Source organism: Psychrobacter sp. T6-6, assembly GCF_052258185.1.
GTDB lineage: Bacteria > Pseudomonadota > Gammaproteobacteria > Pseudomonadales > Moraxellaceae > Psychrobacter.
This window is the reverse complement of sequence record NZ_JBQQEX010000005.1, coordinates 72,236-93,781: the sequence shown is the minus strand read 5'-3', so window position 1 is coordinate 93,781 and position 21,546 is coordinate 72,236. Positions and strand designations below refer to the sequence as shown.

At 44.6% G+C, this 21,546-nt stretch carries 17 protein-coding genes; 5 read left to right on the top strand and 12 right to left on the bottom strand.

Going from position 1 to position 21,546, the window contains the following annotated elements; all coding sequences use genetic code 11:
• Positions 1–13: 13 nt before the first annotated feature.
• Positions 14–2,206, top strand: coding sequence for an exodeoxyribonuclease V subunit alpha (gene recD, locus ACTXGL_RS09565; protein ID WP_443526503.1), 2,193 nt, complete (start codon positions 14–16; stop codon positions 2,204–2,206).
• A gap of 92 nt (positions 2,207–2,298) precedes the next feature.
• Here the strand turns inward: recD and ACTXGL_RS09560 are convergent, their stop codons facing one another.
• Together ACTXGL_RS09560 and ACTXGL_RS09555 are read right to left on the bottom strand one after the other, a co-directional pair.
• Positions 2,299–2,862 carry a hypoxanthine-guanine phosphoribosyltransferase gene (locus ACTXGL_RS09560; protein ID WP_319051655.1) on the bottom strand — a complete coding sequence of 188 codons (564 nt, stop codon included), beginning with the start codon at positions 2,860–2,862 and terminating at the stop codon, positions 2,299–2,301.
• Between the two features lie 102 nt (positions 2,863–2,964).
• Entirely contained in the window at positions 2,965–3,633 is a 669-nt protein-coding gene (locus ACTXGL_RS09555; protein WP_443526501.1) for a hypothetical protein, read from the bottom strand.
• Between the two features lie 298 nt (positions 3,634–3,931).
• On the opposite strand from ACTXGL_RS09555, the gene ACTXGL_RS09550 reads away from it, so the two are divergent.
• The 3 genes from ACTXGL_RS09550 to ACTXGL_RS09540 all read left to right on the top strand — a co-directional run bounded on the left by ACTXGL_RS09550 (position 3,932) and on the right by ACTXGL_RS09540 (position 7,119).
• Entirely contained in the window at positions 3,932–5,614 is a 1,683-nt protein-coding gene (locus ACTXGL_RS09550; protein ID WP_443526499.1) for a carbon starvation CstA family protein, read from the top strand.
• Between the two features lie 115 nt (positions 5,615–5,729).
• Positions 5,730–6,023, top strand: coding sequence for a cory-CC-star protein (locus tag ACTXGL_RS09545; protein WP_319051658.1), 294 nt, complete (start codon positions 5,730–5,732; stop codon positions 6,021–6,023).
• A gap of 52 nt (positions 6,024–6,075) precedes the next feature.
• Positions 6,076–7,119, top strand: a complete 1,044-nt coding sequence (locus tag ACTXGL_RS09540) for an ArsA family ATPase (protein ID WP_319051659.1) — start codon at positions 6,076–6,078, stop codon at positions 7,117–7,119.
• Positions 7,120–7,167: 48 nt separating this feature from the next.
• Here ACTXGL_RS09540 and ACTXGL_RS09535 read toward each other — a convergent pair whose 3' ends face one another.
• From ACTXGL_RS09535 to ACTXGL_RS09525, 3 genes are all read right to left on the bottom strand, one after another.
• Positions 7,168–8,844: a DUF3482 domain-containing protein gene (locus ACTXGL_RS09535; RefSeq protein WP_443526497.1), complete on the bottom strand. Its 1,677-nt coding sequence runs from the start codon at positions 8,842–8,844 to the stop codon at positions 7,168–7,170.
• Positions 8,845–8,958: 114 nt separating this feature from the next.
• Complete coding sequence (locus ACTXGL_RS09530) at positions 8,959–9,933, bottom strand: sterol desaturase family protein (RefSeq protein ID WP_443526496.1); 975 nt, start codon at positions 9,931–9,933, stop codon at positions 8,959–8,961.
• A gap of 181 nt (positions 9,934–10,114) precedes the next feature.
• Positions 10,115–11,491, bottom strand: a complete 1,377-nt coding sequence (locus ACTXGL_RS09525; protein ID WP_443526495.1) for a DUF2868 domain-containing protein — start codon at positions 11,489–11,491, stop codon at positions 10,115–10,117.
• 158 nt (positions 11,492–11,649) lie between these two features.
• Between ACTXGL_RS09525 and ACTXGL_RS09520 the strand changes: the two genes are divergently transcribed.
• A complete protein-coding gene (locus tag ACTXGL_RS09520; protein ID WP_443526493.1) occupies positions 11,650–12,399 on the top strand; it encodes an SDR family oxidoreductase in 750 nt (249 codons plus the stop codon).
• 53 nt (positions 12,400–12,452) lie between these two features.
• Here the strand turns inward: ACTXGL_RS09520 and ACTXGL_RS09515 are convergent, their stop codons facing one another.
• From ACTXGL_RS09515 to acnD, 7 genes are all read right to left on the bottom strand, one after another.
• Positions 12,453–13,994, bottom strand: a complete 1,542-nt coding sequence (locus tag ACTXGL_RS09515; protein WP_443526491.1) for a bifunctional 2-methylcitrate dehydratase/aconitate hydratase — start codon at positions 13,992–13,994, stop codon at positions 12,453–12,455.
• 144 nt (positions 13,995–14,138) lie between these two features.
• Entirely contained in the window at positions 14,139–14,765 is a 627-nt protein-coding gene (locus ACTXGL_RS09510) for a GNAT family N-acetyltransferase (RefSeq protein ID WP_443526489.1), read from the bottom strand.
• A 71-nt stretch (positions 14,766–14,836) separates the two neighbouring features.
• The gene (locus ACTXGL_RS09505) at positions 14,837–16,690 is read right to left on the bottom strand and encodes an ABC transporter ATP-binding protein (protein WP_443526488.1); all 1,854 of its coding nucleotides are present in this window, start codon (positions 16,688–16,690) and stop codon (positions 14,837–14,839) included.
• A gap of 38 nt (positions 16,691–16,728) precedes the next feature.
• Entirely contained in the window at positions 16,729–17,994 is a 1,266-nt protein-coding gene (gene prpF, locus ACTXGL_RS09500) for a 2-methylaconitate cis-trans isomerase PrpF (protein ID WP_443526486.1), read from the bottom strand.
• An 80-nt stretch (positions 17,995–18,074) separates the two neighbouring features.
• On the bottom strand, positions 18,075–18,335 hold the full coding sequence (locus ACTXGL_RS09495) for a Txe/YoeB family addiction module toxin (protein WP_443526484.1): 261 nt from the start codon (positions 18,333–18,335) through the stop codon (positions 18,075–18,077).
• Between the two features lie 35 nt (positions 18,336–18,370).
• A complete protein-coding gene (locus ACTXGL_RS09490; RefSeq protein WP_443526482.1) occupies positions 18,371–18,676 on the bottom strand; it encodes a type II toxin-antitoxin system Phd/YefM family antitoxin in 306 nt (101 codons plus the stop codon).
• 231 nt (positions 18,677–18,907) lie between these two features.
• On the bottom strand, positions 18,908–21,541 hold the full coding sequence (gene acnD, locus ACTXGL_RS09485) for a Fe/S-dependent 2-methylisocitrate dehydratase AcnD (protein WP_443526641.1): 2,634 nt from the start codon (positions 21,539–21,541) through the stop codon (positions 18,908–18,910).
• Positions 21,542–21,546: the final 5 nt, after the last annotated feature.

The following is a 21,546-nucleotide window of genomic DNA, read 5'->3' as shown; positions in this document are numbered from 1 at the left end:
ACAGAGACATATCATGAGTAACAAGAGCAACAACAAAAGCAAAGCGACGGTTGGCCTACAACAAAGCTGGGCCAATACTATTAGTGACTATATTCTACTGCGTCGCGGGCAAACCTACTCAGCGTATCAAGCGATAGATATAGAAGCTGATACTGGTAGCAGCCTAACCGATGATCCAACCGATAAGTTAGAAGACAGCTACTTATTTACTGCTTTATTTATGATACTAGCAACTCATTTAGAGGAGGGGCATACTGTATTGACTGTCACCGCTATTGAGCATGAAGTACCGTTACAAGGTCAAATTAACCATGAAGTAGTCACGCTATATGGCTGGCAGCAACAGTTATTGGAAATGCTAGCTATGCCGCTTTTTGTTCTGATAGATGATGTACAGCCAAGTGATGACGCTGGCGCCGAAATGTCCTTGTTTGATTTATTAGATACTTTATTTAGTAAGCGAGATCAGCTTTGGACACAGCTCTCGCTCAGTAACCATGAAAAGGACATGCTAAACAAGCGTTTTGATACGATTGCTATGCTATATCAAGTACTAAGAGATATGGATTTAGTTTCTTTCATGCATTTAATTAATGTTCATGCTTTGTTCGAAAAAGTTGAAACTAGTAGCAATAATAATAAAAATAGCCTAAGCAAAAAAAATAAACCAATTATATACAAAGAAATCTGCAACAAAAGTGCAGGAAGGTCTATAACTTTTTGGCTTCATCGTGCGTGGCAGGCTGAATTTAATTTAGCAAAAAATATCAACAATATTTTGAATCAACAAGTAAGCCCTCTACAAATAACAATACCTGAAAGTCTTCACGAAAATCAGATAAAGGCGATTAATGTCGCTAACAATAACGCGTTTAGTATTATTACCGGTGGCCCAGGCACGGGCAAGACATATACTGTGGCTCAACTAGTGATCGCACTACAACAGGCTTCAGAGGGTAGGGGTACTGAAGAGAATATTATATTTAGTACAGATAGTGCCAGCTTAGCGTTAGCAGCACCAACTGGGAAAGCAGCGCAGCGTATGCAAGAGTCTCTACAAGTGGCTCTAGATGCAGCAGATGTAAAGCTGCAATTGCAAGAAGCGAAAACGATTCATCGTTTATTAGGTATTGGTCGAACGGGTAGTCCACGCTATGGTGCTGATAATCCACTGGGCGAAGATATCATTATCGTTGACGAGGCATCAATGTTAGGGGTTGAGCTTGCAAATTATCTTGTCAGTGCGGTAAAACCAGGCGCAAGACTTATATTATTAGGAGACGCCAATCAACTAGCAGCAGTCGATGCAGGAGCAGTATTGGCAGACCTGTGCCGCATTCCATTACTACAACCTATACATGCGGAGTTAACTGAAAGTCGCCGATTTAGTGCCGATTCAGGTATCGGAAGATTAGCTTACGAAATCAACAATACAAAAGCAGACACAAAAGCAATTTGGCAACTCCTAAAAAATGATAACGCATTGAACTTTCAACATATAAATACGATCCAGACAGAAGACTCTAAAGGTAACAAACTAGTAAATAGCCTAAGCAATGAAAAAAATGTTTTGAAAGTAACAGAGAGTTATAAAAACTATCTAAGAAAAGTAGAGAGTCTTTTAGAAGTCCCGGTAGAAAAATCTGTACCACATTCGGTAAAAACTACAGTCGCATCACTAACAGAAACCTTCAACGAATTTAGAATTTTGAGTGCTGGTCATAGTGGAGAATGGGGCGATCATTATATTAATAATTATCTTACCCAGTGGCATCTGACTGAGCTAAAACTACCACTCGGTCAAAACACATGGTTTCATGGTCGCCCAATCATGGTGCTACAGAACAATTATGAGTTAGGACTATTTAATGGTGATATTGGGTTTTGTTTACAAACCTCAGATGATAAGAGCCGGTTAGAGGTGTTTTTTGAAAATAAGACGCAAGGGATTGCGGTCAACTTACTGAATGAGGAACTAATTGCTACAGCATATGCAATGACTATCCATAAGTCACAGGGGTCTGAGTTTGATCATGTGGCAATTACTTTTGACAACAGCCATACTAGATTACTGAGCAAAGAGCTTATTTATACAGCAGTCACGCGTGCCAAGAAAAAGGTGACGATATATAGCACCAAACATGCTTTTGAAATAACAGTTAAGACACCAACGGAGCGTCATACTGGTTTAGCCTTGCAGTTTTAGCTATTGTAGTATTTATTCTGTTTTTCGTACAATAAAAAAGCATCCAAGTTGGATGCTTTTTTATGATTGACACATTTCAAAGAATACAAGGATTACACTTTATCTTCTTTGATGGCATAAATACCTGGTAGGTGACGCAAGTAACCGTGGAAATCCATACCGCAGCCATACACATAACGATCAGCCACGTTAATACCTACAAAATCAACGTCAAAATCTGCAACTTTACGCTCGTGTTCTTTGTTTAATAGTACACAGCACTCAAGTGATAACGGTTTTTCTTTGCTTAGCTCTTCGACAACGGCTTTTAGGGTAATACCTTCGTCAAAAATATCATCAATCAACAATACGTGCTCGCCCTCAATGCTCACGTCAGGCTTGAACTTCCAGTCAAGGTCATTAGTACCTTCGTTGTCACGATAACGCGTCGCATGGATATAGTGCATACGATGATAGAACGTCAGGTGGGTAAGTAACTGGCCAGCTGGAATCAATCCGCCATTCATAACAACCATTACAATTGGGTTCAGACCAGCGTAGTGTAGATTGAGCTGAGCGGCTAGGCGCTCATAAGCAGCGGCTACTTCGATACTGCTGATAAGGCACTCTGAGTTGCGTAATGTTTTTTCGATTTCTTGGTTACTGATTTGGGTCATCGGGTGCGCCTTTGGTAAAAAGTGCCGCTTATTTTAGCAAATTTTAGTGAATTTGCCCAACGTCATAAAGCGTTTAGGACAAAATTAATCTAACTTTTAGGGTTATTCTGGCTTTTCTACAATAAATGGGCGGTAATAATTCGCTAAACGGTTAAGCGAGTCATTGGGTAAGTCGGGTAATAGCTTATTGAGGGCCATATTCATACCCTTATCAATTGCCGATTTCGCAACTGGTACTGACTTACGCTTGATCATACCGAGCTTTAGCGTTTCGGCATAGCGAGTCACAAAATGAGTTAGTGTGGCGTCGTTCATCGTTTCTAGTGCTGTCTTGAACTTGGCTCTATCGACGTGCTCCGGTGTGATAGCAGCAAACCCTTCGACGATGGTTCTTGCATTTGCTTCAGACAGCTTGAAGCCTACCCGTTTGGCACCTTCATTATCGATAAATGTCGCATGATCTCTCAAAAAATGAAAGCTCGGTAATACCTCTTCGTTATTTTCTTTACCCAATAAGATATTAAGTAGGGTGTCGGTAGTACTCTCAATCGTTCCGACGATTTTACGCATAGATGCTTGACGCTCAGGGTTTGGAATAATCTCTACCAAACCAATCAATAAATTGTCCGTCAAGTCACGAGCGGTCTGGTGTGTAAGCGCATCGCGGTAAGGATAATATTCCACGTGTTCATCTGAAGCAACGACTTGTTCGGCCTCACTAATTAATGCTTTTAATTTATCTGAAGGGTGGAATCCAAAATAATGTGCCATTGCGCTTCCTTTATTTGTTGTTTTTCATCTCTTACATACGTTACATTTGTCGTGAAATCGGTTACTATTCAACCAGAATTTTAAATAAAGACTCACAACACTATATGCTACTTAGTGACGTGCTCTAATTGTAAAATGCAAGATTGTACTGATATTTGTCTTTCAACGTTCCTACGATTTATCCGATTATGGGTGAGATGAGTCACTCACCGCACACTAATTTAGCATATTTTTTATATTTTGATTTAAAAAGCTTGAACTTATACGGCTACCTACTACTTGTCTAGGGAGAGATGAGATGAATAGTGCTATTGTACTTCTATTTGGCGTTGCTGCCATGCTGTGCGGCTACGTGTTTTACTCAAAATTCATTGCTACTAAGATATTGGCATTGGATAACAGCCGTCCCACGCCAGCACACACTATGAAAGATGGGGTCGATTATGTCCCCACCAACAAGTATGTGCTTTGGGGACATCACTTTACATCGGTGGCAGGTGCTGCACCGATTATCGGTCCTGCGATTGCTGTTATTTGGGGCTGGGTACCTGCCGTTATTTGGGTAGTATTTGGCACCATTTTTATGGCTGGTGTACATGATATGTCAGCCATTTGGGCAAGTATGCGCAACAGAGGTCAATCGATTGGCTCTATTGCTGGTACTGTCATGGGCACGCGTGTCCGTAGTCTGATGATGGTTGTGATTTTCTTGCTATTGCTGATGGTTAATGCCGTATTTGGTGTGGCTATTGCAAACATGATGATCAAAACCCCATCTGCTGTACTGCCAGTTTGGGGAGCCTTGGTAGTTGCGCTTATCATTGGCCAGTGTATTTATCGCTACAAGATGAATCTCGTTTGGGTATCTATCATTGGTGTTAGTGCACTATATGGCCTTATCTATCTTGGCCCTATGTTCCCGATTGTATTGCCTGAGACGGTCTTTGGACTGCCTGATAATGCGGTTTGGATTATTATTTTGTTCAGCTATGCAGCTATCGCCTCGTTGCTACCTGTATGGATGCTGCTTCAGCCTCGTGATTACATCAACGGATTGCAGTTGTTTGTCGGTTTGATTCTGTTATATGCTGCTATTTTTATTGGTACGCCAGACATCGTGGCACCAGCAATAAATACAACATTGCCCGTTGATACACCCTCACTTATGCCGCTATTGTTTGTGACCATTGCTTGTGGTGCGATATCTGGGTTCCACGGTCTGGTTGCGACAGGGACGACATCTAAGCAGATTGATAAAGAAGAAGACGCGCGTTTTGTTGGTTATTTTGGCGCATTAGGCGAGGGCATGTTGGCGCTTGGCGCAATTTTAGCAGCAACAGCAGGCTTTGCGACACTTGGAGATTGGCAAGCGGTCTATCAAAAATTTGGTGATGGTTCTATCGGTGCCTTTATTGATGGCGGTGCGACTATTTTGAATGCTGGTGTTGGTATCGATATGGTGTTATCACAGACGATGCTTACAGTTATGGCAGCATTGTTTGCAGGTACCACCATGGATACTGGCGTACGCTTACAACGTTATATTTTCCAAGAGTTTGGCGAGTTTTATAATTTACCAATACTGAATAAAAGCGTCGTGGCAACGTTACTTGCTGTTGGCAGCTGTTTGCTATTAGCCTTTGGTGCTGGTGGTATTGATGGTGCTGGTGGTATGATTATTTGGCCATTATTTGGTACAACTAACCAGCTCATGGCAGCATTGACCTTAATGATTGTAACGGTCATTTTGCTACGCAAAGGCAAGCCAGTTTGGTACACCTTAGCGCCGTTATCATTCCTGTTGGTCATGACTGTCTTTGCACTACTGATTCAGTTAAAAACCTTCTTCACAGATGGAAATTGGCTGCTGATCATCATGGATATCATTATCTTGATCGCTACAGTCTTAGTGACGTTCGAGAGTCTATCCGTACTACGTAAAGAGTGGTCAATACATAAAGGTAAAGGCGGAGAGGTTTAAGCTCTTAGCTGTCTAACATGTTTACCAAACAAAAACGCTAGCAGCAATTGCTGGCGTTTTTTGTATCATATAGGCATGATAGATAACAATAAATAAGAAAAGGGGTGAGTGTATTATGGAAAATAAAAATATTTTAGCAGACACCAAAAGCGCCCAACCATGGTGGCAACGGTTTGCTGCTGGTCTAAATGAGTTTTATCATGCGCCTTATCGACAGACAATGGCACGAGCTGCCCGTGATGAGGAGGATTTTTTTATGCTACTCATGTTTGCTGAGAGTTTGGGCATCGATAATCCCGCCAGCTTTTATACGTTAGAGTTGCAGCCATTGTTTTTAGAGAACTTTCATGAGTGGCATACGCGTATGGGCATGGATAGATGTCCATTTGATCATGTTGGTTGTTGCTAGGGGTTTGGTAGCTAGAGAAAAATAAAAACAGTTTGAAAAATGAGATAGAGATATGGCATTACATCACTTACATGGATTCGTAGAACAGCTAACGACACAGCCGATTATATTTATCGGAGGCAAGGGCGGTGTAGGAAAAACCACCACTGCGGCTGCACTTGCCAGCTATTACGCAAGCCAACAGCAAAAAACCTTAATTGTTTCAACCGATCCTGCACACAGTTTGGGTGATGTCCTAAATACCCGTTTAAAGAACGAGAAAACAGTCATCTCTCCCTACCTAGATGCCATCGAGCTAGACCCTGATATTATCGTTGACGAGCACTTTGCCCAAGTTGAACATACGATTAAGTCCTATGCCAATCCAGATATGATGCCCAAAATTCGTGAGCATTTGAGACTATCAAAGTCAGCACCTGGTGCCCAGGAAGCAGCGATGCTTGAATCAATGTGTCAGCATTTGGTTGCAGCCGCGAGTGCAGGTTATGAACATATTATCTTTGATACTGCACCTACGGGACATACCTTAAGATTATTGGTACTACCAGAGATGATGGGAGCATGGACAGATGGTCTACTAGCGCAGCAGCGTAGACAAGCCAAACTGCGCTCAGTGGCGACGCATTTGGACAGTCATAATCAGAAAAGTAATCAAAAGAGCCATCAAACCGACTCCCTTACAAAAGAAGTGCCAAATCCATTTGCAGCAAAAAAAACTGATCGCTGGGAGCAAGCGGTATCGGTATTAGAGAAGCGCAAGCAATTATTTCGACAGGCAGGGTTACTACTACATGACCGCACCCAAACCGCAATTGTATTGGTTATGACTGCGGATGTTCTGCCATTGGCAGAGACTAAGCGAGCTATTGAGCAACTAGAAGAGAGTAAGCTCACACCAGCAGCGATAGTTATTAACCAGCTGATAACGCTCACTCAATCGGATGAGTTTTGGCGCCGCCGTGCAGAGCGCCAACAGCAGTTAATGCAGGATATTGAAAAGAATTTTTCCAAGTATCCCTTGTATCCGATTTATCTACAGCAAACAGACGTACGCGGCACCGAGGCATTAAGTGCTTTATTGGAGGCAAAAAACTAGCGGCACAAAACTAATGTAGCCCTATTAGGTTTTGCTTACTGTATATGGTTACGATTCGCGCTTATATGATTGTAGCTTACCTGACAGCGACCATGCCATGTCTGTACGTAGCAACTGCGCTTGTTCGGACTTGCCACTGCTAAGCGATGACCATTGCGGTTTGCCGCGAGCTTTTTTTAGCTCGCTTGGCAATTTGTGTGTGGGCCATACGGTAATAGATTGAACCTCTTCATTATCGTCATCATTATTTAATGATGTCTCAAGGCTATCTTTTTCGCCTTTGTATAACAGTTGAGTGGCGTCTGTCGCAGCATGACCGCGATGACGCAAGGCAGTGAGTAAGTCTATCGCTCGCGTAGCAAGCAATGTCAATGTCGCAGGATCGATATATAAGCGTTTTACTCCTGTGATTCTATCAGCAATACTACTGGTATTAGACAGTAACCCGCCTGCGATACCGCCAATTGCAGCACCTAAACCCAATGTCGTGCCAAGCGCCGCTGCATCAATACCCAACCCCAGTAGCGCACCCGCTGCGGCACCAGACGTGGTGCGGATACCATAGCTTTTGAGCAATTCAGGATCGAATGGGTCTTGTTGGTAGGCTTGCAGTTCAAGTGGGGTTGCCGCCACAGCATTATCATAGAATTTATAAAGATTAAGAAGGTTGTGCTGCATCGCACGCTCACTTTGTCTGACCGCTTCTTGCATTTGTGCCAATATAGGCATCGGGTCATCATCTTCATTGATCTCACGTACGAATGCAGCGACATTCAATAAAAAATCCGCAATGATGATATTGGCTTCATCATACAGCTGTGCCCAGTCCTCAGTCCGGCGCTGCATCAATTGCTCAAGCATCTCAGAGTGGGTGAGCATGGTAGCAAGATTGGTCCATAAACGCATCTCGTCCTCAAACTCAAACGCAACGGAATCAAAACGTGTAGAGATATGTAGATTGCGTCTTGCCAGCATGGTCTGCCAGTCATCGATATTGGCATCCTGACTGTCAGTAAAATTAAAAACGGGCATGACAGGAATAGCCGCCCAAGATAAAATAGCCAGCTCGTCTTTATATTTACCCAATACAGGCTCGCGCGCATCTACCACATATATGGCCATATCACTTGCTAGCAGCTGACGAATCACCTTGGCTTCTTGGCTATAATCATAGGACAAGTCATAGCTGTCTGCACCTTGAGCAACATCGGCAGCCAAAAATTGCTGCAAACGCTCAATACCATCACGGCGACTGGCGGTATTGTCCTCCAACCAGTCCATCAGTCCTGATGCATCCTCTAGACCTGGCGTGTCGTACAATGCTACCAGTATCTCCCCCGTTTTACTGTCTGTCAGGCTTGCTTGTTCTACATGGCGTGTGGTTGCTGCTTCGTTTTTGACCTCACCAAAATACACGTCACGCAGTAAGGTGCGCAGTATGGACGTTTTACCGGTATTGGTATGACCAACCACTGCTAATTTTAGTGCATCGCCACTGGCGATGGTTGTCTTTGTTATGTTTTTGGTTGCAGTTGGCGCTGCTGATTCATTTGATACCGGTTGATTGTCATCAGTTAGCTTCGGCTGATCGATTGCCGCTTGCAAGCTATTGGGTTTATTATTGAGACTGACGTTGTTATCCGTGTCACTAGGCAACGCCTTATCTGCAAAGAGACCAACAGGCTTATGGTTTTCGTGATTATCTTTTTTATTATCATTATTCATAATTGCGTCTTATCATTATTGATGACTAAAATAGCCATATATAGTAAAAAAATCTGGTTGAGTGTTGGTTATGCATACGTACTATTGCTTCGATACATCGCCGTTATAAATAACCTATGAGATTGCGCTAGGCGGGCGTAGTAGCACTTTGAGTTTTTTCTTAAACCCTTTAGCACGAAAAAACCGCTGCCACATGCGGTAAAAGACCCCAAATATCAGACTAATAATATTGTCATGGCTATCCTCACCAACTGCACCATATCTGACGGGATTATTGCTTATGTCTTCTTCTACATAAGTACCAAACCAACGGTCAAAAATAATAAGGACGCCGCCGTAGTTTTGGTCAATATATTCGTTGTTGGTGCCATGATGGGCGCGGTGATTGGATGGTGTGTCAAAAATATATTCAATCCATTTTGGGAATTTCCCAACCGCTTCGGTATGGATAAAGAACTGATAGATCAGATCTAGCGCATAAAAGAAAAATACCCAGACAGGATGCACGCCTAGCAGCATCAGTGGAACAAAGAACACCCACCAGCCCGTTACTGAGTACAGCAGACTCTGGCGCATAGCAGTCGATAAGTTCATATTATCATCTGAGTGATGTACGACATGCGCTGACCAAAACCAATTCATACGGTGTGATGCACGGTGAAACCAATAGTAGCTAAATTCAACAGCGACAAATATAGGGATGGCTGTCAGCCATGTCACCTCGATGGTAAACAATCGATATTGATACAACCACAGGCAAATAGGTAGCACGATCAGTGCTTGGACAATCAGCTCAAACCCCAAGTAGGAACCACCCAAACTAAAATTGGTCATCGCACGGCGCCAGCTAAAGTGCTTACCGTTACCACGCCTAGACTGATAGAACCACTCCGCCAAAAACAGTAAGAAGAAAGGGCCGCCTGCCAGCGGCAATAACCATTCTTGCCAGTGTGCAGGTAAGATACTTGCCAGCATCGGCTGCCATGACTCGGGGGAGGCCGCTAGTATGCTTTGGTTTAGTGCCTCTTTGTAATCGTCTAATACCTGACCATACTGACCGAGCGTCAAGAGAGTATTGTCTGCTGCCATATCGGGCTCCTAGCCACTATAAAACATCCTTGTTAACTCAATGACCTTTATCGCTAATTTTTAGCGGGTCATGAGAGATACAACCATTGATCTATCATACTTGTGTTATGTTGTTTTAGTTACGATGACAATTGTCGCTTAAAAAGTCCCTTAAAAATACGACTCTAAAAGAGTCCATAGTCTAATAATTAACGTCAACTAAACCAATTTTTCGCGCAGAGAGTGCGGTTTGCCACTGCTGATAGCGAACGGCTTGTTTGTCTATTGGGGCATCGTTAGGTGTCAAATCAGTATCAGTAAGTGGTTGAGTGTCACTGAGTAGCTGTACAATCAGTCCATCTGTTGCATGAGCGGCGATTTGGTCAAGCTTACGTAGCGTACCACGGTCAGGCAATGCCTTGCTATGAATACCCAGTAGTACTTGTACTGGATGCTCATCCAAGTAGTCTTTGAGACGTGCCATGTCCTCACGGTCATCCACAATACCGAAATTCTCAATGCTTTCTGATTTTTCAAGACCTGACTGCCACCATGTTTGCTGATCTGAGGGGTATTCGAGTAGGGCAACCAGTTTCTTGCCAGCACTCACCGCCGCTTTGGGTGCGATAGGTACTGACGCTTCTGTAAAGTCATCGGCATCAACCACATGGCGCTGCCAAAAATTGATTATCTTTTGATAACACGGCTGCTTGATGTCTAAGCGCATTTTTTTGCGGCGGAACATCAAGGCACAAAATGCCCATGCGATTGCGCGCGGCACAATGCCGTACATAAGCAAGCTACCCACTAGTAAGCCTGCCCATTGCCGTGCAACAGACAATGGCATGGCGTCTGTCACAAGGCGGCTTTGGGCAATGGCGGTACTGTCTGGCACATCGAACCCAACCATACTTGGCAACCAGCCGAGTATTTGAGTCAAGCTTACTAGTGCCTGATCAGAGAGCAAAGTCGACTCCCAGCTAAAGCTATACTGGCGCACAATCAACAAAAATATAATCGCAAGCAGCATACCCGTCAGCGTTGCAAGCCACAACTGATGGCTGAATCTACCCAGATACCAGCGCATACCGCTATGCTGCAATTGTCGCTCATACAGATCGACTGCCGCCTTGGTCACATCGTCCTTACCACGTATGAGGTAGCTTGGACTGACAAAGCTGGCAAACCAACTGGGCGCTTGTTGGTCTCGGTTGATGAGTGTCATGACCAGCCAACCGCCAAGCATAATAGTGTGGAACCCAAGCAAGCAGACCAGTACATAAAAGAAATTCACGACGTTGGACTGCAAGAGGGTAAACAATCCCAAAAACCCTGATAGGCACCACACCACACTCATGACAATCATAATGCCTTTTATGCGACCATCAATTTTACCAAGTACCCGAGCGAGCGCCCCATTGCTATCGATACGAGATGCACGTCTGTGCAATTTTTGGATAGGTGTGCCATCCTCACCCTGTAGTTTTTCAGTGATAAGTAACGGGTCAGTAGCAAACACATGCTGATCGCTCTCTAAGGCACGTACTAGTTCGGTCAATTGGTCTTGAGGTGATAGCATAAGGCGCTGATATCCGTATAAAAACATCAATATAAAAATAAGATACAACAAAACGTCGGTTTAATCGCTAGCAATTATTGTAGCGTATATTGACTATAGCAAACCCTCATAAAATCAGCCAAAATAAATAAAGACTTATAAACAAGGAAAAGTATCATATGAATGACAAAATTTACCTGATTATCGGTGGTACAGGCGGTATTGGTCAAGCTATGATCCAGCAGCTGGTGCAAGCCAATAACAGCCATGGTGTACAAATATTTGCCACTTATCATCGCACTGAACCTGATATCGAAACAGAAAACCTGCACTGGCTACCGATGGATATCAGCGATGAGGACAGCATCGAAAAAGCGGCTGATACCATCAAACAGACAGTCGGTCATATAGATTGGGTCATCAACTGCGTGGGGTTATTGCATACAGATACCGCGCAGCCAGAGAAAGCGCTGCGACAAATGGATACCGAGTTTTTTTTGCAAAATATGCAAATCAATGCGTTAGCCGGGTTGCTCATCGCCAAGCACATCAAGCCATTGTTCGCCAAAGCTGAACGTAGTGCTGAGCATCCAGCGATTTTTGCGACCATATCGGCCCGTGTTGGCAGTATTACTGACAATCAGCTCGGCGGTTGGTATAGCTATAGAATGAGTAAGGCGGCGCTCAATATGGGTATGAAAAATCTAAGTATCGAATGGGGCAGGTCACTAAAAGAAGTGTGCGTGGTTGTCATGCAACCAGGCACTGTTGATACTCAGCTCTCCGCGCCGTTCCAAGGCAATGTCGCTGAAGGACATCTGTTCTCGCCAGCATATAGCGCGAAGTGCTTGTTAGATGTGCTATCAGGTATGACAGCTGCTCAATCAGGTAGTTTTGTCGATTGGGCGGGAGAGTCCATACCTTGGTAGCAGTTATATTAGCTAAATAAGACCATAAAAGATGCGCCGTTAATCAGTCGTAATTAGTAAGCCATGAATAAGTCCATAAACTCATTTACCGGTGTTTGTTCTAGTCTTTCTTGATCGTCACACAATTCAATGATCTGCTGACAACGGCTGTCGACAAAGCGGGTTGCCAGACTGGCACGGAACTTTGCCTCTAATACAGGAATGCCTTCGGCGCGGCGGCGCTTATGACCGATGGGATATTCAATGGCAACTTTTTCTGTGCTGCTACCATCTGCAAAAAATATTTGAATGGCATTGGCGATAGAGCGCTTACTAGGATCATGATAGTCCTTTGAGTACTGTACATTTTCTTCTACTACCATTTTGCCGCGCAGCTCATCGATGGATAGATGCTCCTCGTGATAGTCGTCCTCATAGTGCTCTGCCATTAGATCACCCGTCAACAGTGGCACGGCTACCATATACTGTAAGCAATGATCGCGATCCGCTGGGTTATCAAGCGCGCCTTCTTTTGAGATGATACGAATCGCAGAGTCATGCGTGGTCAAAACGATTTTTTCGATATCATCCACTCGACCTTTGACATGTGGATGCAAAATGACCGCTGCTTCACAAGCGGTCTGGGCGTGAAATTCAGCAGGGAAGCTTATTTTGAATAAAATATTTTCCATCACGTAACTGCCAAAATCACGCTGAAAGGTAAAACGTCGCTCGTCTTCCGGCTTTGTGGCCAGATTCTGATTGGTATGGCTAAATAGCACATCATAAAACCCCCACTGCGATGCGGTCAATGCGCCGGGGATACCCATCTCGCCACGCGCGGTGATATCTACTAGGCGTACTGCACGACTGGTAGCGTCACCGGCTGCCCATGATTTGCGGCTGCCAGCATTGGGGGCATGGCGATAGGTACGCAGTGCCTGACCATCAACGAGGGCTTGTGAGATAGCTGCCATGATGCGCTCACGGGGTAACTGGTAGAGTTTGGCAACCACCGCAGTTGAAGCCAGTTTGACCAAAAACACATGATCGAGCCCCACACGGTTGAATGAGTTTTCAAGTGCGAGTACGCCTTGAATTTCATGCGCCATGATCATCGCCTCAAGCACAGTTTTCATTGTGAGCGGCGCTTGTCCTTGGCTGATGTTTTTCTGACTGATATAGTCCGCGACCGCCAAGATACCACCTAAATTATCGGAAGGATGGCCCCATTCAGCAGCGAGCCACGTGTCATTGTAGTCAAGCCAGCGCACGATACAGCCGATATCAAAAGCGGCTTTGATTGGATCTAGCCGATAAGCAGTACCAGGAACACGCGCGCCATGTGGTGTTATCTGGTCGGAACAATTAGGGCCTAAGTGCTTGGTACACTCAGGAAATCTCAGCGCCAGCAGACCGCAGCCAATGGTGTCCATCAGGCAATAACGCGCGGTGCTCCATGCCTCAGCAGCGTTCGATGATTCGTCATCTATTGAATAATTAAGCACATAATCGGCAATCTTTTGGATTTCGACGTCGTATTCCGGACGAACATTGCTCTCTACGGTTGCATTTTTTGTATTTGCATTGGCTGTATTTGAATGATTATTTGACATGGTTGTGTCCTCTTCCTTGAGTGTGCCGCTTTATTAACCAATGATTCTGGTTATCCTTTTAAAGCCATCGTCATTTAAAAGTAGCACACTCAATATGGAACAACCAATTTGAATTGTGTTAAGAATTAAGACCTTACTTGCCGTTTAAATCATGAGATATAGCAACCCTAAGATAAACAGCGCCGCTATAATAAATAACAGAAAACTCAAAACTTTGGTTGTGGTTGATGCGGTGTCCGTGCTCTCTTTTTTGATTTTGTTTTTCTTGGCGACATATAGCACCATTTTTACATGCTCGATATTGTCCTCGAGATAATGCTCGCCTTCGGGCACAAAGCCCAAAGACTCATAAAAACTTAGCAAGTAAACCTGGGCCGAGATAATAATCGGGCGCTTTTTGCCATATTTTTTGCGGCAGTGGGCAATCGCTTGTGTCATCATTTGCCGTGCTAGACCGTCACCTCTATGCTCGGACAGTACGAGCACTCTACCAATAGCTGGCATAGTAGTGTGGTTGGTTTTGATGGCAGGATCAGCAACCGATAGATTTGATTTTAGTTTGTTGAATTCGGGCGGAACGATGCGGCAATAGCCTACTAACGCTGCGTTTTGATGGGCAATAAGGTGCAAGCAATCGAAATCGACCTCATCCATATCTTGATAGGCACAGTTTTGTTCGACAACAAAAACTTGCGAGCGTGCTTTTAGAATATGATAAAGATCAACTGAGGTTAGCTCGTCAAAGGTTTTTAGAGAAAATTCACAATTCATAATGGTTTAGGTTCTGGCAATAGGCGGTAAAATAGGGGCATTATAACGATTTAAACAGGCATTCACCATGCCTAACCATTGAGGGTTTGGCTAATCTTATCTAAGTTTAGGCTATCAGACATAGCGCTAAAGATCTCAAAATACTTACCGCGCTGGGCATAGAGCGCTTCGTGAGTTCCTATCTCGACCACTTCACCATTTTCTATCACGACCAAATCATCGGCATCGATGATTTGAGCAATATTGTGTGAGACCATGATGACGGTACGGTCCTTTTTGATGAGATCTAAGCTTTTTTTGACCTGCTGACTGGCGATAGCGTCTAGGCTGGCGGTCGGCTCGTCCAAAAACACAATAGGTGGGTCTTTTAGAAACATCCTTGCCAACGCGATACGCTGCTGTTGACCACCTGATAAGGATTTGGCGGTACTCTCATAGCCATCAGCTAACCCTATAATCTGCTCGTGGATAGAGGCTTTTTTTGCCGCAATGATAATGTCCTCAATGCTGGCATTCATATTGCCGTAGCGGATGTTTTCACTAATCGTACCCGAAAAAATATGATTGCTCTGTAGTACTAGCCCAATGCGTTGACGCAGCTCGTGGGTATCGCAGTCGGCCAAATCATGCCCATCTAAACATATCGTGCCAGCGTCTGGCGCGTAGAACTTGACTAACAGATTAATAATGGTGCTTTTGCCAGCACCAGAGAGACCCACTAATGCAGTGATACGATTTGGCTTGATGGTGAAGCTGACGTTTTTTAGCGCTTGCGTGCCATTCGGATAGGTAAAATCAACATTTTTAAGCTCAATATGACCTTGTAGGCTTTCACTACTGATGCCATCGATGTTTTCGACTTGTTTATCGTCTTCTAAAATATCAAAAAAACCTTCGGCATAGGTCAATGCATTATTTATCTGGTCATAGATGCGGTGTAATTGACGGATAGGGGCGGCGACGTTTTGAAACAGCATGACATGAAATAAAATCATGCCAATGGTCATCTCACCTTGTAGGACAAAATAAGCGGTGAGAAGGATGATAACCACGACGCCAATCTGCTCGATAAAGGTTTTGATAGCGTCATAAACAAAACCAATACTGCGAATACGCAGCTGATTATCCGTCATTTCTTTTTGAATGGCTAAGTGCTTCTCAGCTTCGATAGACTCACGAACGAAAGATTTGACGACGCTGATCGAATTGATCAAGGAGATTACCAAACCACTTTTGGCTTCTCGAAACCCGCGCATCTGCCGACGAAACCCTTGCAGACGACGTGCTTGCTTTTGGCTGATAAAGAAGTAAATGGGTATGATAATAAGACCGACCATACCAACCCAAAAATTGGTGGAAAACATGATGATAAGTGCCACAATTGCATTGGCAAATAGCGGTAGCATATCGATAAAGAAGTTTTGCACCAGGCTGGTTAAACTGCTAACCCCGTAATCAATACGGGTTTGCAATTTACCACTGTCATTCTCACTGCTGGTATAAAAAGCCATGCGATAGGTCAGGATGCGCTCAATGATGCGCTGTGATAAATCGCGCGACAGATTGATGCGAATTTTTTCACCAAAAAAACGCTGACCAAAAGAGATAAATATCGACAGTATCTCTTTAGTCAATAACACCGCGCTAATAATCCCTAGCATACGCAGACCCGCCTGCCATGGCTCAGCAAGCGTGGCAATCTCGGTCAAGGTATCGACGGTATAACGCAGCACAAACGCGTTGACCTGCGCGGTAAAGGAGCCTAATGCGGTCAGCGCCAAGGTAGCGATAATAAGCAAGCGATAAGGTTTAGCAAATACCGCCAGTTTTTTTAGAATATCCCACAGCAGCGCCCGTCGTTCTTTTTTCTCGACGGGAGGTTTTTTATCTAATTGCACACGGCGTGGCTGGGGAGATGTTGGCATAAAACTCTATCGTAAATTAAAATAAGCCATGGCTACGCTTAAAATGCATCCGCTGGTACAAAAACTTCACCAATCATAATACGCCTTGCTGAGCGACTCATCGACACTTTTTTGGCTTGCCAGCGACCGTCGACTTGTTCTGTTTTTCCACCGACGAGCAATGTCCCTGATGGATGACCAAAACGTACCTCTGTCAGCTCGCCAGCACCTGCCGCTTGATTGACGAGTGTGCCTTGTGTGGTTGCGGCAGCGGCAATAGCGACTGCTGCTGTACCCATCATGGCGTGATGCAATTGACCCATACTCATGGCGCGTACGACTAAATCAATCTCGTCCGCATCGACCGATTTACTACTAGAGGCCGTATAGCTCTGTGCTGCACCCACCCAAGCAATTTTAGGAATGTGTTGACTGATCTGTGCCTCGCTCACGTCTTTGAATAATCCCATCGCAACGCCGCCTGTGGCACGGATTTTCTCAAGCTTAGTAAGTAGATCACCATCTCTGTTGATTTCACCTTGCAACTCAGTACCCGTAAAGCCCAAATCTTCCGCTTTCATAAAGATGGTTGGGATACCCGCGCTAATGAAGGTGGCTTGGACGCTATCGGTATTTAAACCGCAGTCCGTTACATCGAAGTCATCGACCAAGTTACCAGTAGGGAACATGTCGCTGGTGGCATCTACAGGATCGATAAACTCGATTTTTACTTCAGCAGCTGGGAAGGTCACGCCGTCTAATTCAAAGTCACCTGTTTCTTGGACTTGCACCTTATCATTTGCACCTTTATACACTGGCACATGGGCAATAATCGTTTTACCGATATTCTCTTGCCAAATACGTACTTCACAAATGCTGCTTTCAGCATCTTCGTCGATACTATTAGCAATCTTGTCAGTATCTACCAGACCCATATTAATGGCACAGGCACCGACGGCTGCGGTTAAGTTGCCACAGTTTCCTGCCCAATCAATCATAGGCTTTGCGATATTAACCTGTCCGAACAGATAGTTCACATCGTGATCTGGTCTGTCAGAGGCCGATAAAATAACTGTTTTTGAGGTGCTAGAGCTACCATTGCCCAAGCCATCGATTTGCTTACCATAAGGGTCGGGGCTACCAATGATGCGCAATAAGAAGTTATCACGTGACTCACCAGCAACTTGGCAGCGTTCAGGTAGATCAGACAATTTAAAAAACGTACCTTTTGAGGTACCACCTCGCATATAGGTAGCCGGAACTGATAATTGCGGGGCAAAAGAGGGCTTAGATTTAGGATTGATTTTAGAATTGGTTTGAGCCACTGTATTAAGTCCTTTTTATATTGTTATAAGGTTGGGTGCGGTGTCATCAGCAAGTAAGTATGAACGACTAAGAGCACTCGTTAATAATGATAGCGACAAGAGATAATCGCCAGATAGTTGTCATCGACGGCGTATACCAACCGATTGGCATTATCGATGCGTCTTGACCAAAATCCGGATAGGTTCTCTTTTAGAGGTTCAGGTTTGCCAATACCTTCAAACGGATTACGCTTACATTCGGTGATGAGTTTGTTAATACGTTTGAGTGTTTTTTTGTCTTGGGTTTGCCAGTACAGATAGTCCTTCCACGCAGCATCTGTCCAAGCTAGTTGCTCACTCATTATTAGACCCTTTGGGTTGATTCAAGTCTTTGAGTTCAAGCATTTTCAATATCGCTATCCGTATGCTCATTGTCATCGCTGCTTTCTGCTGTATCAATTAGCTCACGCGTGACAGTCTTGCCAGCTTTATATTGGGCAATAGATTCCGCTAAGTGCGCCGCATTAGCAGGAGATTTGAGTAGATAGACGGTTTCCATCAGGCTATTGTAATAATCAAGCGACATCACAACCGCATCATCAGCGTCACGGCGGGTTACGATAGTAGCGTTGGCATCATCGTTTACCGTGTCTAGGACAGATTTTAGGTGCTTTCTTGCTTCTGAAAAACTAACGACTCTCATGGCTTACTCCCTTCATGATATTCTGCATGACTTGTACAATATATAGTACATATTACGCCATTAATTAAGCAAACTCAATATTTAGCTACTACCTAATTTAGCTACTACCTAATATGAAGCCAATGTATAGAACGTGAAAGCAAATAAAAGCCGATGTCATATAAACAAGTTATACAACATCGGCGACTTTTATATCTTGCTATTCATCATGCTAAAACCTACAGGATAATGCTAGACAATATCTATCGTACCTTCGATAAACTCTTTAGCAAAACGTTGTAGCATACCACCAGCATTGTACATTTTTACTTCATCAGCCGTATCTAAGCGGCAGATAATAGGTGTCTCAGTGGTACTACCATCGGCACGATGAATCACTAGAGTCATCAGCCCGCCAGCAGACACTTCGCCCGTAACATCAAATGTTTCTGTACCATCGATATTTAGCGTATGGCGAGTCGTACCTTCTTCGAACTGTAGCGGTAGCGCGCCCATACCGACTAAGTTTTGGCGATGAATACGCTCAAAATCTTCAGCAACGACGGCCTCTACGCCAGCAAGACGAACGCCTTTGGCAGCCCAATCGCGGCTTGAGCCTTGACCATAGCCATCACCTGCGATGATGATAAGCGGCTGCTCACGGTTCATGTAGGTTTCAATGGCTTCCCACATGCGCATGACTTGGCCTTCTGGTTCGACGCGTGCCAGTGAACCTTGGACAACCTCACCACTTTCATCACGTACCATCTCGTTTAATAGCTTAGGATTGGCAAAGGTGGCACGTTGTGCGGTTAAATGGTCGCCGCGATGGGTCGCGTACGAGTTATAGTCCTCAGCAGGCAAGCCCATGGTGTCTAAGTACTCGCCAGCTGCCGATGAGCCAAGAATGGCGTTTGATGGTGACATATGATCGGTTGTAATATTATCACCTAGGACAGCAAGTGGACGTAGGCCTGTCAGTTTGTTTTTCTTAGCCATTTTGCCTTCCCAGTACGGCGGACGGCGGATATAAGTGGTCATTTCGCGCCAGTCGTATAGTGGGCTTAATGCCTTGCCCGTGTCTTTTTTGGCTTCATCAAACATAGGAATATATACAGAATTGAACTGCTCAGGCTTAACAGCCGCCGCAACGATGGCATCGACCTCATCATCATCGAACCAGATGTCTTTTAGATAGACGTCATTGCCATCCGTATCTTTGCCCAATGAGTCTTTTTCAATATCAAAACGAATGTTACCTGCGATAGCATACGCAATGACCAGTGGTGGCGATGCCAAAAATGCTTGCTTGGCGTATGGATGAATACGACCATCAAAGTTACGGTTACCCGACAGCACTGCCGTGGTAAATAAATCATTATCAATGATTTCTTTTTCGATATCAGGGTCAAGCGCACCGCTCATACCATTACAGGTGGTACAAGCAAAGCCAACCACATCAAAGCCGATTTCTTGCAATTCTGGCATCAGACCTGCTTCTTCTAGGTACATTTTGACCGTTTTTGAGCCAGGTGCTAAGGATGACTTCACCCAAGGTTTACGTAATAATCCTTTGGCATTGGCGTTACGAGCAACTAAGCCTGCGGCAACCATGTTGCGTGGGTTTGAAGTGTTGGTACAGCTGGTGATCGCAGCGATAATTACTGCGCCATCTGGCATTAGACCATCTTTTGGCTCTGGTAGTTTTTGATCGGGCGCATGGGCGATACCTTTGGCAACCAAATCATCAGTTGATACGCGGGCATGTGGACGCGACGGGCCTGCCATATTACGACCTACTGACGACAAATCAAACTCAAGCACACGTGCGTACTCCGCTTTTTCCATGCCGTCAGCCCATAGACCTGTCTGCTTGGCATACTGTTCAACCAATTTTATTTGTTCTTCACTGCGACCAGTCAGTCGTAGATAGTCAGTGGTTTGCTCATCGATATAGAACATCGCGGCAGTGGCACCATATTCAGGTGTCATATTAGAGATTGAGGCACGGTCACCAACGGTCAGCTGACGGGCACCTTCACCAAAGAACTCAATATAAGTAGAGACCACACCTGCATCGCGTAAGAACTCAGTCATCGCCAGTACCAAATCCGTACCGGTAATGCCTTTTTGTAATTTACCTGTTAATTTAACACCAACATAATCAGGCAGACGCATATATGATGGGTTGCCTAGCATGACGCTTTCAGCTTCTAGACCGCCGACACCGATTGAGATCACACCTAGGGCGTCGACCATCGGCGTGTGACTATCAGTACCAACTAGCGTATCGGCAAACGCGACTTCCTCACCTGCTTTATTGTGCACAACCTGTACGACAGGTGACATTTTCTCTAGGTTGATCTGATGCATGATGCCGTTACCAGGCGGTACGACGTTTACATTGTCAAAAGCATACTGACACCAGTTGATAAAGTGAAAACGGTCATCGTTGCGGCGCTCTTCAATCGCACGGTTTTTCTCAAATGCATCTTCTTCAAAGCCTGCATGCTCAACGGCCAAAGAGTGATCAACAATAAGCTGAGTTGGCACAATAGGGTTTACTTTAGACGGATCACCACCTTGCTCAGCGATGGCGTCACGCAAGCCTGCCAAATCAACAAAAGCAGTCTGACCCAAGATATCATGACAGACCACGCGGGCAGGATACCAAGGAAAGTCTAAATCTTGCTTGCCTTCGATATGCTGCTTTAGCGCTGCAGTCAAATCCTCAGGTGGGCAACGGCGTACTAGGTTTTCACACAATACTTTTGAGCAGAATGGTAGCTTGTCATAAGCACCTTCTTCGATACTCTCGACCGCTTCGCGGGTATCGAAGTAGTAAAGGTCAGTATCGGGAAGTGGCTTTTTGAATTTATCGTTCATGGGTT

Excerpts from the sequence above, each read along its gene's own strand:
- ACTXGL_RS09530 (WP_443526496.1), bottom strand. The coding sequence starts at position 9,933 with ATGGCAGCAGACAATACTCTCTTGACGCTCGGTCAGTATGGTCAGGTA.
- ACTXGL_RS09540 (WP_319051659.1), top strand. The coding sequence starts at position 6,076 with ATGGCATTACATCACTTACATGGATTCGTAGAACAGCTAACGACACAG.
- acnD (WP_443526641.1), bottom strand. The coding sequence starts at position 21,541 with ATGAACGATAAATTCAAAAAGCCACTTCCCGATACTGACCTTTACTAC.
- recD (WP_443526503.1), top strand. The coding sequence starts at position 14 with ATGAGTAACAAGAGCAACAACAAAAGCAAAGCGACGGTTGGCCTACAA.
- ACTXGL_RS09550 (WP_443526499.1), top strand. The coding sequence starts at position 3,932 with ATGAATAGTGCTATTGTACTTCTATTTGGCGTTGCTGCCATGCTGTGC.
- ACTXGL_RS09545 (WP_319051658.1), top strand. The coding sequence starts at position 5,730 with ATGGAAAATAAAAATATTTTAGCAGACACCAAAAGCGCCCAACCATGG.
- ACTXGL_RS09490 (WP_443526482.1), bottom strand. The coding sequence starts at position 18,676 with ATGAGAGTCGTTAGTTTTTCAGAAGCAAGAAAGCACCTAAAATCTGTC.
- ACTXGL_RS09555 (WP_443526501.1), bottom strand. The coding sequence starts at position 3,633 with ATGGCACATTATTTTGGATTCCACCCTTCAGATAAATTAAAAGCATTA.
- ACTXGL_RS09515 (WP_443526491.1), bottom strand. The coding sequence starts at position 13,994 with ATGTCAAATAATCATTCAAATACAGCCAATGCAAATACAAAAAATGCA.
- ACTXGL_RS09525 (WP_443526495.1), bottom strand. The coding sequence starts at position 11,491 with ATGCTATCACCTCAAGACCAATTGACCGAACTAGTACGTGCCTTAGAG.
- ACTXGL_RS09495 (WP_443526484.1), bottom strand. The coding sequence starts at position 18,335 with ATGAGTGAGCAACTAGCTTGGACAGATGCTGCGTGGAAGGACTATCTG.
- ACTXGL_RS09560 (WP_319051655.1), bottom strand. The coding sequence starts at position 2,862 with ATGACCCAAATCAGTAACCAAGAAATCGAAAAAACATTACGCAACTCA.
- ACTXGL_RS09535 (WP_443526497.1), bottom strand. The coding sequence starts at position 8,844 with ATGAATAATGATAATAAAAAAGATAATCACGAAAACCATAAGCCTGTT.
- ACTXGL_RS09510 (WP_443526489.1), bottom strand. The coding sequence starts at position 14,765 with ATGAATTGTGAATTTTCTCTAAAAACCTTTGACGAGCTAACCTCAGTT.
- ACTXGL_RS09505 (WP_443526488.1), bottom strand. The coding sequence starts at position 16,690 with ATGCCAACATCTCCCCAGCCACGCCGTGTGCAATTAGATAAAAAACCT.
- ACTXGL_RS09520 (WP_443526493.1), top strand. The coding sequence starts at position 11,650 with ATGAATGACAAAATTTACCTGATTATCGGTGGTACAGGCGGTATTGGT.